The sequence below is a fragment of the Gulosibacter sp. GYB002 genome (assembly GCF_036577665.1).
Classification (GTDB): Bacteria; Actinomycetota; Actinomycetes; order Actinomycetales; family Microbacteriaceae; genus Gulosibacter; species Gulosibacter hominis.
Map to the genome: position 1 here is coordinate 49,555 of NZ_JARBDD010000008.1, position 15,287 is coordinate 64,841.

Annotated in this window: 15 protein-coding genes; 10 read left to right on the forward strand and 5 right to left on the reverse strand. The window is 59.3% G+C overall.

What is annotated here, in order from left to right; translation table 11 throughout:
- Nucleotide 1: 1 nt before the first annotated feature.
- Nucleotides 2-1,009 carry an ABC transporter substrate-binding protein gene (locus PV375_RS04690; protein ID WP_332106348.1) on the reverse strand — a complete coding sequence of 336 codons (1,008 nt, stop codon included), beginning with the start codon at nt 1,007-1,009 and terminating at the stop codon, nt 2-4.
- 167 nt (nt 1,010-1,176) lie between these two features.
- Between PV375_RS04690 and PV375_RS04695 the strand changes: the two genes are divergently transcribed.
- Complete coding sequence (locus PV375_RS04695; RefSeq protein WP_201517188.1) at nt 1,177-1,680, forward strand: Lrp/AsnC family transcriptional regulator; 504 nt, start codon at nt 1,177-1,179, stop codon at nt 1,678-1,680.
- Nucleotides 1,681-1,720: 40 nt separating this feature from the next.
- The gene (locus PV375_RS04700) at nt 1,721-2,242 is read left to right on the forward strand and encodes a MarR family winged helix-turn-helix transcriptional regulator (protein ID WP_332106349.1); all 522 of its coding nucleotides are present in this window, start codon (nt 1,721-1,723) and stop codon (nt 2,240-2,242) included.
- Between the two features lie 20 nt (nt 2,243-2,262).
- Here PV375_RS04700 and PV375_RS04705 read toward each other — a convergent pair whose 3' ends face one another.
- Complete coding sequence (locus tag PV375_RS04705) at nt 2,263-2,532, reverse strand: metal-sensitive transcriptional regulator (RefSeq protein ID WP_332106350.1); 270 nt, start codon at nt 2,530-2,532, stop codon at nt 2,263-2,265.
- A 493-nt stretch (nt 2,533-3,025) separates the two neighbouring features.
- On the opposite strand from PV375_RS04705, the gene PV375_RS04715 reads away from it, so the two are divergent.
- From PV375_RS04715 to PV375_RS04735, 5 genes are all read left to right on the forward strand, one after another.
- Nucleotides 3,026-4,714, forward strand: coding sequence for a thiamine pyrophosphate-dependent enzyme (locus PV375_RS04715; RefSeq protein ID WP_332106486.1), 1,689 nt, complete (start codon nt 3,026-3,028; stop codon nt 4,712-4,714).
- A gap of 216 nt (nt 4,715-4,930) precedes the next feature.
- The gene (locus PV375_RS04720; protein WP_332106352.1) at nt 4,931-6,145 is read left to right on the forward strand and encodes a hypothetical protein; all 1,215 of its coding nucleotides are present in this window, start codon (nt 4,931-4,933) and stop codon (nt 6,143-6,145) included.
- Nucleotides 6,142-7,755 carry a vWA domain-containing protein gene (locus PV375_RS04725; protein ID WP_332106353.1) on the forward strand — a complete coding sequence of 538 codons (1,614 nt, stop codon included), beginning with the start codon at nt 6,142-6,144 and terminating at the stop codon, nt 7,753-7,755. Before PV375_RS04720 ends, PV375_RS04725 begins: the two co-directional genes overlap by 4 nt.
- Before the next feature lie 16 nt (nt 7,756-7,771).
- Nucleotides 7,772-8,488 carry a hypothetical protein gene (locus PV375_RS04730; RefSeq protein ID WP_332106354.1) on the forward strand — a complete coding sequence of 239 codons (717 nt, stop codon included), beginning with the start codon at nt 7,772-7,774 and terminating at the stop codon, nt 8,486-8,488.
- Between the two features lie 32 nt (nt 8,489-8,520).
- Nucleotides 8,521-9,768 (forward strand): toxic anion resistance protein, encoded by a 1,248-nt coding sequence (locus PV375_RS04735; protein WP_332106355.1) that lies wholly within the window; start codon nt 8,521-8,523, stop codon nt 9,766-9,768.
- Nucleotides 9,769-9,842: 74 nt separating this feature from the next.
- Here the strand turns inward: PV375_RS04735 and PV375_RS04740 are convergent, their stop codons facing one another.
- Both PV375_RS04740 and PV375_RS04745 read right to left on the reverse strand, forming a co-directional pair.
- Nucleotides 9,843-10,454, reverse strand: a complete 612-nt coding sequence (locus tag PV375_RS04740; protein WP_332106356.1) for an MBL fold metallo-hydrolase — start codon at nt 10,452-10,454, stop codon at nt 9,843-9,845.
- Between the two features lie 83 nt (nt 10,455-10,537).
- Entirely contained in the window at nt 10,538-10,978 is a 441-nt protein-coding gene (locus PV375_RS04745; RefSeq protein WP_332106357.1) for a hypothetical protein, read from the reverse strand.
- A gap of 225 nt (nt 10,979-11,203) precedes the next feature.
- Here PV375_RS04745 and PV375_RS04750 point away from each other — a divergent pair, with 225 nt between their 5' ends.
- Complete coding sequence (locus PV375_RS04750; protein ID WP_332106358.1) at nt 11,204-11,677, forward strand: DUF4234 domain-containing protein; 474 nt, start codon at nt 11,204-11,206, stop codon at nt 11,675-11,677.
- A 117-nt stretch (nt 11,678-11,794) separates the two neighbouring features.
- Here PV375_RS04750 and PV375_RS04755 read toward each other — a convergent pair whose 3' ends face one another.
- Nucleotides 11,795-11,986, reverse strand: a complete 192-nt coding sequence (locus PV375_RS04755) for a CsbD family protein (protein ID WP_201517197.1) — start codon at nt 11,984-11,986, stop codon at nt 11,795-11,797.
- 314 nt (nt 11,987-12,300) lie between these two features.
- On the opposite strand from PV375_RS04755, the gene PV375_RS04760 reads away from it, so the two are divergent.
- Both PV375_RS04760 and PV375_RS04765 read left to right on the forward strand, forming a co-directional pair.
- Nucleotides 12,301-13,317: a hypothetical protein gene (locus PV375_RS04760; protein ID WP_201517198.1), complete on the forward strand. Its 1,017-nt coding sequence runs from the start codon at nt 12,301-12,303 to the stop codon at nt 13,315-13,317.
- A 697-nt stretch (nt 13,318-14,014) separates the two neighbouring features.
- Nucleotides 14,015-14,644 carry a hypothetical protein gene (locus PV375_RS04765; RefSeq protein ID WP_201521470.1) on the forward strand — a complete coding sequence of 210 codons (630 nt, stop codon included), beginning with the start codon at nt 14,015-14,017 and terminating at the stop codon, nt 14,642-14,644.
- Nucleotides 14,645-15,287 lie beyond the last annotated feature (643 nt).

The window sequence follows — 15,287 nt, forward strand, 5'->3', positions numbered from 1 at the left end:
ATTATTCGACGACCGTCGCGGCCCGGTCGAGCACCGCCCGCGGCAGCTCGAGGCCGACGTCGGCGGCGCCCTTCTTGTTGACCACGAGCTCGAACTCGGTGAGCTGCTCAACCGGCATCGACTCGGGCTTTTCGCCGTCGCGCAGGATGCGGATGGCCATCTGGCCGGTCTGGTAACCAAGCTTCTCATAGTCGAGGCCGAGCGTTGCTACCGCGCCGCTTTCTTCCACCGGACCGGTGTCACCCGAGAACACGGGGATCTGTTTGCTGGTCGAGTACTGCATCACCGAGTCGATACCCGACACAATCAGGTTGTCGGTGGGCACGTAGATGGCGTCAACCTGGCCGAGCGCTTCGAGTGCGGTGGGCACCTCGCCCACCTGGGTGACGCTCTGTTCCTTGATGGTGAGGCCGTTCTTGTCGGCGGCTTCCTTGGCGAGTTTTACCTGCACTTCGGAGTTCACCTCACCCGACGAGTAGACGATGCCGACGGTCTTGGCTTCGGGCACAATCTCCTTGATCAGCGCGATCTGGTCGGCAACCGGGTTGAGGTCGTTAGTGCCGGTGACGTTGCCACCGGGCGCTTCAGCGCTGTCAACGAGGTCGGCAGCCACCGGGTCGGTCACCGCGGTGAACAGCACCGGGCGATCGGGGATCGCGGTGGCGGCAGCCTGCGCGGCCGGGGTGGCGATCGCGAGCACGAGATCGATGCTCGAGTCGCTGGCAAAGCCCTGCGCAATGGTCACCGCAGTGGGCTGCTCACCGTTTGCGTTCTGCTCAACCCATTCAACGTTGATGCCCTCGTCTTCAAAGGCTTTTTTGAAACCGGTGGCGGCTGCGTCGAGGGCCGGGTGCTGCACGAGCTGCGAGATACCGATGCGATAGCTCTCGCCTTCGCCTCCCGCGGCGTCGGTTCCACCGTCGCTGCCAGCTCCACCCGCACAGCCGCTGAGCGCGAGCACCGCCGCACCCACCGCGGCAATGGGTGCCATGAACTTACGAATACGCATGAGTGACTCCTTCGTCTACTCGACTGAAATTGCGAACTACCCGTTTTCACTACTGCTCACTCAACATGTGAATGATGTTCGTGCCAAAAACTTATCACTCTGTTGAAGAAAGTCGAAGTTTGCGAGTAAATTTGTTCACTAATTTCGACAGGCAGGTGCAAGGACGCATGGACCGACTCGATTATCAGATTGTTGAGCTGCTCGACCGCAAGCCGGGAACGAGCGTGGTGCAGATTGCCCGCGAGCTCGGTGTGGCCCGGCCCACCGTGCAGTCGCGGCTCACGCGCATGCGCAAAGACGGCGTACTGATTGATATTTTGCCACGACTTGACACCACCGCGCTCGGTTTTCCGGTGACGGCGCTCACCACACTGCAAATTGATCAGCGCGTTGGCATCGAGCATTTGGATCGCGAGTTGCTGCAGGTTCCCGAGGTCATTGATGCCGTTACGGTGGCCGGTGATTGGGATGTGTTGGTGCGTGTGGTTGCGCGCTCAAACGCCGACCTGCAGCGAGTGATCGACCGCATCGCGAGTATCGAGGCGGTGACCCGCACTTCTACCTCAGTGCAGATGCAGCGCATTGCCCACGATCGCATCCTGCCGCTTTTTGAGGCGGCCACCGCCGAGACATCTGATACCGCACCCCGTTTGAAGGCGGTTGACTGCTAAACGCCCGTGACCGGCGCCGAGCTGTGGCAAAGTTGGGAGCATGGTTGCTGTTCCCGAACCGCGCTGGCTCTCCCGTGAAGAACGCGGAGCCTGGATGCGCCTGCAGGCAGTCTTGCAGCTGCTGCCCGCAGCACTTGACTCGCAGCTGCGCCACGATGCCCAGTTCACCCATGTCGAGTACTACGCACTCGCCATGCTTTCGGATGCACCCGATCAGCAATTGCAGATGAAAGAGCTGGCCGGGCACACCAACTCGTCACTCCCACGACTTTCGCGAGTGATTAGCGGTCTAGAAAGCGAAGGCTACGTCGAACGCATCCCCAATAGCCGGGATGCTCGAGCAACCGATGTGCAACTCACGCCGAAAGGGCGGGAAGCACTCACCCAGGCCGCACCCGGCCACGTCAACAAAGTGCGCGAAACTGTTTTCGATCCGATTTCGGCCGACGATGTGGCCTCGCTGGTGCGCATCTGTGACGCTTGGCTGGATGCGCTTGATCCAAACCAAACCATGAGCCGCAACCCCGATCATTTGCCAGGGCATCCCCGCGATCACGATTAGCCGCTCAGATCGGCCGGTGGTTATGCGAGCGACAAAAAAAGTTTTTCGAGCTCTTCGGCGGTGAGCTCGATCTCGCCTTGACCTGCGACACATTCGCGCATCGAGTTGGCAATAATCACGTATCCGGCCCGATCGATCGCCTTCGACACTGCGGCAAGCTGAGTCACGACGTCCCGACAGCTCTCACCGCGCTCAACCGCAGCGGTGACAGCGGCGAGCTGCCCCTGCGCGCGACGCAACCGGTTCACCACTTTGCGCCGCGCCGCTTCCTGCGGCTGCACATCAGTCATCTCGTCTCCCCTATCGAATACCAGAGTGCGCCAAGACTAGCGTCCGAAAAGTCTCCCGAAAAACCCACGGCGATCTTGTCGAGCGGCAGCGCGTTCAGCATCACTGTGCTTACCCGAGCACCAGTTGCCAGCGGGCACTGCAGCTCGCACCATTTCAACGTGCTGACCACAGCCAGCCCAGGTGGTTTTGCCGCACACCTTACAGGTCACCGGTCGGCACATCACATTTCCTTTTTCATCGCAGCCAAAACGTCACGCAATAATACCCCGCGGGGTATACGGATGCAACGCCCTAAAAATCACAGCGAGCCACAGCAGTGAATATGTCCACCGCAAGCACACTCACACCACATAGATCAATAAATGAACGCTGATCAGTTTCATTCCGTGTAAATAGCACTGCAGAAACGTGCAAAAATAAAAGGATTCTGATTCCACCTTCCACGTACAGCGAGGTACTGTCCCGATGAGCAGCTACGAGACCATGCAGCCAATGACGGGAGCAATTCCCACAGTTGAGGCGGTCACCGCGGCCAAGCACCAAACACCCACCCGAATGTCTGCCGGACACGTCATTGTGAAATCGCTCGAAGCACACGGCGTGCGGCGCGTGCATATTGTTCCGGGTGAGAGTTTCCTCGACGTACTCGACGGCCTGCATGACTCGTCGATCGAAACTATTGTTTGCCGTCACGAGGGCGGCGCCGCCTATATGGCTGAAGCCGACGGCAAACTGCAGCCACTACCCGGCGTTGCCATGGTCACTCGCGGCCCGGGAGCTGCCAATGCGCATGTTGGGCTCCACACTGCCTGGCAAGATTCCACCGCAATGGTGCTTTTTGTGGGCCTCATCCCGTTTGAGCACCGCGAAAAAGAAGCCTTCCAAGAGTTCGACCCGAAGCAGTGGTTTTCGTCGGGGGCAAAGCGCGTGATGGTGCTCGACCACCCCGCCCGCGCCAGCGAAGTCGTCGCCGAAGCCATGTTCGCCGCCGCAGCCGGCCGCCCCGGCCCGGTAGTGGTGGGGCTGCCCGAAGACATCATCCGGGAAGAAATCGAGGGCACCATCCACCCCTATATTCCGGTGGCGTCGGGCGGTATGACCGTCGAAGACTGGAAATCGCTGCGCCGCGCGCTGCTTGAATCCGAGCGCCCGCTATTCGTGTTTGGTGGCAACGACTGGACCCACGCCGGCGCCCGCGAATTCACCCGCTGGCTTGAAGAACACGAGCTGCCGGCAGCGGCTGAATGGCGCTGCGAGGGCACTGTGCCATTCGACTCACCAAGCTACGTTGGCCCGCTCGGATACGGACGTCCAAATTTTTCTAACCGATTGCTCTCTGACACCGACCTCATCGTCTTCGTGGGCACCGTGCCGGGCGATGTCATTACCTCGGGTTTCACCAGCCGACAAAACTGGGACCAACGCAACTTCATCGTCACCATCGACCCCGACCTGCGCGGCCGTTCGGGCCCACTCTCACATCAAATCGTCGCCAAACCGGATGTGTTTGTGCGCGACCTAGTGCGCATGGACCTCGAAATTAAAGACTCGTGGCGCGCATGGACCCGCGAGCTGCGTATCTACCAAGAAAACTTCAGCCGCCTGCCGAACCCTGAACCCAGCGCCGGCCCGGCCCAGATGGACACGCTCATGGCCAACCTCGTCCCGCAGCTGCCCTATGACGCCATGGTCACCTTCGGCGCCGGCGAGCACACCAACTGGGCCCACCGATACTTCCCCACCCGCGGCTACGCCGCCATGATTTCAGCGCGCAACGGCTCGATGGGATACTCCATCCCCGCGGCGGTAGCGGCCTCACTGCAGTACCCCGGCCGCATGGTGGTTTCAATTGCCGGTGACGGTGAGTTTTTGATGAACGGACAAGAGCTCGCCACCGCGACCCAGTACGGCGCCACACCGCTGGTGATCGTGATGGACAACCAGGAGTACGGCACCATCCGCACCCACCAAGAGCACAGTTATCCGGGTCGGGTTTCTGGCACCCAATTGCGCAACCCCGACTTCGCCAAACTCGCCGAAGCCTACGGCGGCGTCGGCATACGTGTCGAAACCGATGCCGAAGTGCCCGGTGCCGTGGCCGAAGCACTCAGGGTGGTCGAGCACGGCAAACAGTTCGCGCTCATCCACTTGATCACCGAACAGCGCAAAAAAGCGTTCTAGTTCAGCGCTGCCGGTGGGTGGTGACTGGTGATACCACCGCCCACCGGCTTTTGCGACGCATCCCAATCAGTCAGGTGGCGGCAAATTTCAGCCATTTCATCTACCGGCTACCTAGTTCTGCAAAACTCTAGCCAACCACCGGTTTCGCGAGCTAGACAACGGTTTACCCAAGCGACAGCCGTCGACAATCGCGAGACTGGAGAGGAAAGGACAGCTATGAAACTGCGCACCCCGCACATCATCGGTATCGTACTGCTGGTTGTTGGCATCGTCACCGTGCTGGTCATCCAACTCACTGGCATCGGCCGCGGCGGTACCGGTTCGATTGGCGGCAAACACACCGTGGTCGAGGGCGTGGTCGGATCTGAGAAGGTCGCGTTTTTCCAAGACCCCGAAGTGCAGCGAGTGTTTGCCGATCACGGCTACGAGGTGCGCGTATCAAAATCGGGTTCCTGGCGCATGGCCGAGCTTGACGGGCTTACCAACTACGATTTCGCGTTCCCGGCTTCCGAAATCGCGGCCACGCATATTTCCACCATTCATAAGGATGCGGTGCTCAGCACTCACAAACCATTCTTCTCACCCATGGCGATCGCCACCTTCAAGCCGATCGTTGAGCTGCTCAGTGCCGCCGATGTCGCATCCCAGGATGCGAACGGTCGCTGGCAAATCGATATCGAGGCCTACCTCAAGCTCGTCGAATCCGACACCCGGTGGCGCGATCTACCCGGCGCCAATAAGCTCTACAACTCGCCGCGCACGGTGATGATCACCTCCACCGATATCCGCACCTCGAACTCGGCCGGCATGTACCTGGCTCTCGCCTCATACGTGCTCAACGACCAGAACGTGGTCACCAACCGCACCCAGGCCGATGCCAACCTGGCGCTATTGACCAAGCTTTTTGTTGGCCAGGGATACTCGGGTTCATCGTCAACCGCCCCCTTCGATGACTATCTTTCACAGGGCATGGGTGCCGTGCCGATGGTGATGGTGTACGAGGGGCAATACCTTGAAGAAGAGCTGCGAGACAACTCGCGCATCAGCGACCAAATGGTGCTCGCCTATCCCTCACCCACCATCTTCTCGGTGCACACCGGAGTTGCGTTCAGCGAAGACGGCCAGGCCATTATGCAGCTGCTTGAAACCGACCCCGAGCTGGCGAAACTGCTCGCCGCCCACGGGTTCCGCCCCCAAGGAACGAACGCCAGCACCTTCGACAGCTTCTTGAACGACAACAAGCTCGCCGACACCTACCCCAGCAGCTCGTCCTTCGTAAACCTCGCCGTCGAACCGAGCTACGAAATACTCGACTACCTGCTCCGTAAAATTGGCGAGTCGTACAGCGTTTCGGGAGCCCCACCGGTGGAGCCCGAAGAAACTGAACTCACATCCGTGCCCGCGCCAAACCACCCTGGAGAGAACCCATGACCGCGCAACTCGCTCAGAAGCTACGGGCATCGTGGCAGCGGCTGCTCGCCGCTCTCGCCTGCCTGCTGGTGCTGCCCGGAGCGCTCACCTCATGTGCTCTCCTCGGAGGCGGCGACACACTCCACGTCCTCGCCGGTAGCGAAGTAAAAGACCTCGAACCGATCCTTGACGATATGGCCCGCGAAACCGGCGTCACAATCGAGTTCGAATATGTCGGCACGCTCGACGGCACCGAGATGCTACTCAATACCCCCGACAACGAATGGGATGCAATCTGGTTCCCTTCAAACCGCTACCTTTCGCTCTTCCCCGAGGGTGCCAATGCGGTCGAGGCGAGCGAGTCGATTATGCGTTCGCCGGTGGTGCTCGGGGTGCGCCAGGATGTTGCCAAGCGGCTCGGCTGGAGTGACGATTCCCAGCCCAGCTGGGGTGACGTGGTCGACGCTGTTGACCGCGGCGATCTCACCTACGGCATGACCAGTCCCATTTCATCCAACTCGGGTTTCACCACCCTGGTGCAGCTGGCCACCGCGATCTCCGGCACCGGCACGGTGCTCGAGCCGGGCGATGTCGAGCAAGTCATCCCCGACCTCAAGAAGTTCGCCGCCGGCCAGCAGCTGGCTTCGGGGTCGTCGGGGTGGCTTGTCGAAAAGTACCTCGAAGACCCGCAGGCAGTTGACGGCATTTTCAACTACGAATCGGTGCTGCGCGGGGTCAAAGTAGACAACAAACCGCTGCACATCGTGCATCCCTCTGATGGCGTGATCACCAGCGACTACCCGCTGGCCCTCCTCAAGGGCGCCGATGACGCCACCCGTGAAAAATACGACAAGGTCGTTGAGTACCTGCTCAGCGCTGACGTGCAGCAACGCATCAGCGAGCAGACCAACCGCTACACTTCGTACACGCCCGAGGGGCAGTCACCAGCCGCCGTGTATGAGCTGCCGTTCCCCAACCAGCTCGGCACCGTGCAGGATCTGCTTGCGGGTTGGTTGAGCGAGGCGAAAAAGCCCTCGAACATGGTGTTTGCTATCGACACTTCGGGTTCGATGAGCGGCGGCGACCGGATGGCCGAGCTGCGGCAAGCGCTCGACGTGCTGTCAGGCCCCGATAGCGAAGCCGGTTCATCAGCAAGTTTTTTGCGACTGCAATCACGCGAGACGATCACCTATCTCGAGTTTTCGCACGAGATCAAGAGTGAGTTGACGGTGACGATCCCCGAGGACGATGCCGGTCGCCAGGCGAAACTCGACGAGATACACTCGCACACCAATCATTTCCAACCCTACGGTGGCACCGCCATGTATGACGCGGTGCGGCGGGCTTATGAAGATATGAACTACAGCAACAGCGACCAGCTCAACTCAATCGTGCTGTTCACCGACGGCGAGAACATTGACGGGATGCAGGATCGCGACTTCACGAACTGGTACGAGTCCTTCATCGAGGATCATCCCGAAGCGAAAAATGTGCCGGTGTTCACCGTGCACTTCGGCGACTCGAACCGTGAAGAACTTGAATCGCTATCGCAGCTCACCGGCGGTAAAACTTTCGACGGCACCGGCGACTCGCTGGCAACGGCCTTCCGTGAGATTCGCGGATACCTCTAGTCTGAAACCGTCAACGATGAAGAACTCCAAGCAGTCAAAATCACAGCAGTGGGTTGCTCCGGCCGCTGTGGGCGGTGTGGTCGGCGTTGGTTCAGCTTTGGCAACGATGCTGCTGCTCTCGTTCGCAGCCCCGGTGAGTGTTGCCATTGGGCTCGCGCTCGGTGCCGGTACAGCACTGATGTTTACGCCGCTAGCACCGAAGCCGATCGAGATCGCGGGCAGAGTCGCACCCACAACCGTTGAAGAATCGCTCAGTGAGGTTGCGCGCTCAACCGACCAGCTCGACCTGGCGTTATCGAGGCTTGAGAGCAGGCCGCTTTGGCATAACTCGACGCTTGATGAAAAACTGCACCGCCTCGTCGACGGCACCCGCTCATTGGCGCGGATGCCGGAGCTGCGCAATCGTGCCGTCATGGACGGCGCCATCCAGATGCTCTATACGCTGGCGACCGATTACCTGCCCACCATCGTGAACCTCGCGATTGAAAACGACCGGATGCACAGCACCTTTTCGGGCCAAAAATCACGCCAACAGGTCGAGCAAAACATTGCTGAGCTGGAACCTCAGGCCGATGTGCTCGGCGAAGTGCTCGACCGTATTGAAACCGACATTGTGCGCGGTACCACTCACTCGGTCCACGAGCACGCCGAGTTCCTGAAAGCACGGTTCCAGGAGGTCGGTACCGAATCGGTGCTCAATTTGAACAACCCCATGACGCAGGGCACAGAATAGCTGTCCGCTATCCCACCAGTTGAGGAGACCAGGTGAACGACAAACTCACTCCCCCTAGCCCCGAAGAACTCGCCCCGATCGAGGCTGCCCCCGCAGTCGAACCGGTTGCGACCGATGCCGCCGGCGGGATGCTGCCCGATATCGATCCTGAGACCGCGCTCGACCTGCGCAATCGCGCAAACACCTGGGTGAACAATATTTCGTCACTCAAGCCCAAAACACCCGAGTACACCGAGCAGGTGCGCGCCATTCAGGAGGTTGCCCGCACCGAAATTCGCACCTCTGCGAATGCTTCGCAGCGCTTCCTCGACAAGTCGCTGGCGCAGTCGAAATCTGCCGGTGGCGACGGCCACGCCGTTGAGGTGTCGCGCTCGCTCGTCGACCTGCGCAACACCGTTGAAGAGCTCGCGCCCGACGACCGCAAGTTCGGTTCGCGCTTTTTGCGGATGCTGCCCGGCGGTAAGCAGGTGCAGCGGTACTTCCGCCAGTACGAAAGCAACCAGGAACAGCTCAACACGATTCTGCTCGCCCTCGACCGTGGCCAAGACACCCTGCGCAAAGACAATGCCGCGCTCGGTGTCGAACGTAAAGCACTGTGGGAGTCGATGCTGCAGCTGAAAAAGCTTTCGGGCTTGCTCACCGAGCTCGATAACTCGGTGGTTGAAAAGATCGCTACCCTGCAGGCCTCCGGTGAGGCCGAAGCCTCGACCGCGCTGCAGAATGACGTGCTCTTTGCGATCCGTCAGCGCCACACGGATGTGCAGACCCAGCTCGCGGTGAGCGTGCAGTCGTACCTGTCGATGGATCTCATCCAAGACAACAACCTCAAGCTGATCGACGGTGTCGAACGGGCGAAGACCACCACGATGACTGCCCTGCGTACCGCCGTTGTGGTTGCCCAGGCGCTTGAAAACCAGAAGATCGTGCTCGACCAGATCGACGCGGTGAACAACACCACCAACGACATGATTGACCGCACCTCGCAGATGCTGCGCGACAACACCGCGCGCATCCAGGAGCAGGCCGTTAATTCGGGTGTTTCGCTCGAGACGCTGCAGCGCGCCTACGACAATGTGTTCGCCACAATCGACCAGGTCGAAGCTTTCCGTGCTGCCGCGAATAACCACTTCGCGCAGACCATCGCCAACCTCGAGCAGCAGGTCGAGCGGGCGAATCCGTACCTTGAGCGCTCGCGTGAAAACCAGCTCGCTCGAGAGGGCGACGGTTCGGCGCAACGACAGCTGAACTCCGGTAATCTGCCGCCCGAGCTGACGATATAACCAGCTGAGCAAAACGCAAGCGGGCCCGCATCCCTGGCAATTGGAATGCGGGCCCGCCGCTTTTTCATCAGCCGTTATGACTGCTCGGCACGCTGGTTCGCGATCGTGCAGTCTTTGCCGCGCCCGGGTTTGATGACCGCGTCGTCACCGAGCGGGAAGAGCCGCTTGCGCACCGAATATTCCATGGTCGAGTAGTCGCTGCCGCCTTCGGGTGAGGCGTAGGGTCCACTGGCAAGCAGTGTGTCACCGGTGAACACGGCGCGCAGTTCTGGCGCCCAGAGGCAAACGGTGCCGGGCGCATGACCGGGTGTTTCGAGCACCTCAAGCGTCGCATCCCCCACCTGGAATTGTTGACCGTCAGCAAGCTCACCTTCGGGATCGATACGGGGATGCACTTCGCGCCATTGGTCGAGCGCGTCGGGATGCAAATAAACGGTGGCGTTGGTGCGCAGCGACAGCTCCGGTACCGCCGATGTGTGGTCGTGGTGCGCGTGGGTGCAAATAATGGCCAGGGTTTCACGTCGACCAACCAGGTCAAGCACCGTGTCCGGATCCGCACCGGGGTCAATGATGACGCACTCTTCGTCATCACCGACAATCCAGCTATTGCATGGCAGCGCCGGGTCTGATTCGTCGTGGTGACCGGATGCGCCGGTGGTTTGGATGCGGTCGATGCGGACGGTCATATGGCCTCCGGTGTAGACAAAACTGAGCACCGGCACGTTACCAAAACGAGGCGAGGGATGGGCAACTTTCCTGACGGGTGTAGCTATGTCGGTTGCTGTTCAGGCTCGCCGGGCTGCTGCTGGCTGCGCTCCTCAACGGTTACTATGGCGGCCACAACCACGAGTGGTATCCAGACTCCGAATATCGAAGCGAGTAGGCCCAGCGTCAGCACTTGGCCATCAAGGTAGTCGGGCAGGCTCAAGAGGTTAAACACCGCTGGCACTATGATGCCCACAACCAGTGAGGATCGCCAAAGGGCACTGATTCGCGGTAAGACGCCGAGCGCGAATCTGAATGTCCCATAGAACACGACGGCGGTGACGGCGGCAACCCCCAACATCATCCAGCCAATGACAATCAACCAGCCAAGTTCGCCGCGGGACTCAACGACAAACGCCATGAACATGACGAATAATGAGCTAGCAAAAACACCCCAGGTGGTGCCACCAGCACGAAGCTGGCTAGGTTCTTCCCGCTTCTCCATGAGCCAGAGCATAGCGAAGCCTACCTGGGGATGCAGCACTCGGCCTTTTTGTTTCTGATTCTCAGTTTCACTGGAAATAAAAATACCAAATTAAATGGCACTATATAAATAGACGACCAGCAGAATTCGATTAATCGCCTACTTTATTAGCCGCCGCTTATAAAAAGGCCGACGCAGAACGGTCTGCAACGGCCGGCTCATCAGCTAGTGAATTAGGAGATTCTCATGAGCAGCATCAGCCCTCTTCAACAGTCCCCGCAAGAGCCGCAGCTTCAGCACGTACAAGCCGCACCGGTTCACCGGGCAAACTTCCCCACGAACCGTTCGCTCACCAAGTTCATCCTGCTTGGCATCATCACGCTGGGCATTTACCAGATTTATGTTGTTGCCCGTGCGGGTGAAGACCTGAACGCGATCGCCAGCCGCTATGACAACAAACGCACCATGAACTACTGGCTCGTGGCGCTGTTGCTCGGTTGGCTTACGCTCGGCATCATGCAGTTCGTTTGGTGGCACGGCACATCGAACAGAATCGGCAATGAGCAGGCTCGCCGAGGCCAAGCGCGCACAATTAGCAGTGCTGATTTTTGGCTGTGGTGTGTGCTCGGCTCACTCATCATTGTTGGCCCGTTCGTATTCATGTACAAGTGGCTCCACGCCATGAACGGTCTGTGCGCCGACTTTAATGAGCGTGGCTAACCGAAAAGTTCACGGATAACGCGTATCAAATACAATAACGGCACCCCGCTATTTGGGGTGCCGTTATATATTTTCGGTTCAACGGCGAAGATGCGCCGGTGAACAGTTCACTAAAAATTACTTGTCGCCATTGAGCAGGTTGTTAACGCCGTCCTTGACGTTTTCAACCCCCTGCTTCACCTTCGACGAGAGCTGGTCGGCCTGGCCTTCGTGCTTGAGGTCCTGGTTGTCGGTCGCCTCGCCAGCCTTCTCCTTGCCCTTGCCAACGAGCTCTTCGGCCTTGTTCTTTGCATCATCAATGAAACCCATAGTGCGCCTCCTCAATAGAGTTTGTGCTGCGGTTGCAGTGGTTCCACCCAAACAAACCACCCTGGGTGTGGCACTCAGACTCCACCCTCATCCAGCCCAAATGTGATGTTGATAGAGCTACGATCGGCTTAAGCGCGCGGCAGACGGCACTTGCTGACCATCTGCTCAACGCCGACGGCTGACGAGGTGGTACGTGCCGAGTGCAATCGATGCCAGTGGTTGTGCTAGTAGCGACATCCCTGCGGTGCGTATTAGCGTTGAGCGTTCAGGCATCGCCCGGCCCCGCCGATGCTGTGCCCCATTGAAAGGACTCGATGACTCCCCTTGCATCCGAACCCGTTTCGCAACCCCCAGCTGGCGGTACCGTACTGCTGCCCGTTGTCGAAAATTATCTCGATACCACTGCCACGGCTGCCGACAACGACGATGCTGAGCAGCTCAGCGGATTTGCTCGCCAAATTGACCGCGCGCTGGCGGTGCAGCGGCCCCTAGCGATTGCATTCGTGCGCCGTTGGCGCCGCAAATATCCGGAGGCAACTCCGGCCGATCTGCTGCCGGTTGCGGAACGCTGGTTTCGTCGCTCAGCAATGGGCACGGGCGGCGGCGTTGGTGCCGTTGCGATTGTGCCCGGTGTGGGTACGGCTACCGGCATCGCGATCGCCGCAGCCGAAGTGTTGAGCTTTGTCGAACTGACGGCGCTATTTGCCATGACCGTGGCCGAGATGCACGGTGATGCCACCGATGACCCGCGCCGAGCCCGCACGATGGTAATGGCGCTATTGCTCGGCGACAAGGGCAAGCGCATCATTCGCGAGGTTGCGGCTGGGCAGGATGCGCGGGGGCTATTTAAGAGTGCCGTTTGGGGCGAACTTGTCACGCGGACGCTGCCCGATACAGCAGTGAATGAAATCGGCCGCAGGCTTCGGGAAGCATTTTTCAAGCGCCTTGGTCAGCGTCAAATTGGCGGGATTGTTGGCAAGGTGCTGCCCTTCGGCGTGGGGGCAACCGTTGGCGCGCTCGGGAATCGTGCGCTCGCCAACGAGGTGATCAGCAACGCTAAAACTGCGTTCGGCGCTCCCCCGGCAAAATTTGTGGGGCCGGTGAACGACGAGGTGTTGCGGGCAGTGCAGGCCGAGCGCGACGAGCGCCTGCTCGAACGGGCCACTCGGCGCGCCGAGCGGCGTGCTGTTGCGGCTCGGCGGCTGGCTGAAAAACGAGCGCGTCGTGACAAAAAACGCGTCGAATCCGACGGGCGGAAAATTTCGCTCTCACTGCGCCGTCGATCGGAGCGGAAGACTCAAGCCCCAGTTCCGCCAGCTGACGACGAGTAGCGCGGTCCGCTACCTGCAGCAGCTGCTCGACCGCATCCGGCACCTGGAACTGGGCGATCATACGACTAGGGATAGCTGTCCTGTCAATCCCGCTAAAAAACACGTCATTTGTCGGCGCCAGTACGACGATTGCGGCGAATAAGCCAGACGACAAGCCCAACAACGAGAAGCGGCATCGCAACAAGAGCGGCGGTCCAGACAACATCCACTACTACCGGGTTCATTCTGACATCTCCTTTGACATCTCTCGGTCGAATTCAAAAGTAGCGAGGAGTTCAACGGAACAAAACGCGCCCAGGAGTGCTGTGGCTGCATCCTGCACTCGAAATCTTCCGTTGAACTCACGGGCACCGACCGCAAACAACCCGGAAAAGGTCTCGGCCCCGACCAGACTTGCTGGTCAGGGCCTTACATGGTTGCGGGGGCAGGATTTGAACCAACGGCCTCCGGATTACGTGCATCAATAACCCCGATCTGGGATGCTCCCAGTTACCGCCGCTCCGCTTGGAAAACGGAAGCTCAACAGATCCAAGCTCGATAACCGACCAGTACACACGCACAACGAATGAAGCACCTCAACCAACGACTGAGGCCAGCGCGTCAAGAACGCAAATCACGCCGTGAGATTCCGAGAAACCGTGCAGCTGAAGCGAGCAGCGAGCCCTGAGATGCACCGCTCCACCCAACACAAAATCCAATGGACCACAGCAACAACGGGATTGAGGACAGCCAACTTAGCATTGACCACGCCCACCATCTCTGCGAAATCCGCACCATCAACAGCGACAACACCCAAGCAGGTTATGTGATCAAGAACCATCAACAGTTTAAGTCTCTCGACACGAAGATCGATCAAGACGCTGTCGAACTGTTTTTGCATCCAGCTCTAAGACGCCTCGCTTGGGAGCCGGCTGGCTGCGCTTGCAAAGCTCATGCACCTGCGGCCTGTACCGTAGTCTCAAAGACGAAGGTTCTGCAGCGCATCTCGAGTTTCAGATCGATCTCGCCACCGACACCGCGACGTAGCAGCGTTGCCAAGCGTTTGCGATCCCAGGTCAATATCGTGCTTGATGGAGTAGCTTTGAAATCTCGAATGATCGATCCGCGAGACGGGGTATCTGAGATTGATTTCCCTGGATACCGTGTGTATTTCGTCGATTCGCACGGGGCCACCGAAGAATGGCTGCTCACGGAGTGCCGTAGCGTGCTTGAGGCGATCGACTGGGCTGATACTGCGGCTCGCCAACGTTCGTATCATTTGTACGCGGAATGGCCCTTGAGCACTGGTATCGGCCTAGTACGACTACTAGAGCGTAACGGCCTTTGAGGGTTGTTCGGTGCTGCACTGTCGGCGATTCCGAACAACCCTCAAAGTTACTTACCGCACCCAGCGAAAGTCAGAGGCTGCTGCGGGGATATTGAACGGGGTGAACGGTGCGACTGCGGATGCTGAAGCTGAGCCCCTGAAGTAGGCTCCGCTACTGATCTTGGTCGAACTGCCTTGCCTTGGAACATACCAGGTCTGCTTCGGCCCGTAACTTGCTTTGGAATTGACTGTTACTCTCTGCGTGTAATCAGACTCGGCCACGATCCTCAGACTTGGAATCGACTCCTTCGAGGACTTCGCTAGGTACCCAATCACGCGGATCGGGATACTGGCGGACGGCCCCTTGCATGCGACGCGGGGTTTAACAATCACGCTCCTGGCACCCGATGACCAGTGTGGACTATCTACAGACAAGATACACGTAAAGGTTGCGGCCTTCGCGACCTCAATTCGTTCGCCGTCGGGCCCTCGATACGCGCCCGCCTCGATACTGAACTCGACCTCCTGCGATCCAGAATCAGGCGTCGCAAGTGCATCGAGCGCAGGGTACTCGGGGAGCGAATCTACATCTGTACCATCCGTATCCACTGTGGCAATCTGCTCGAATGTCCCTTCGAGCGCAGCAGCATTAGCTATTGGAGTC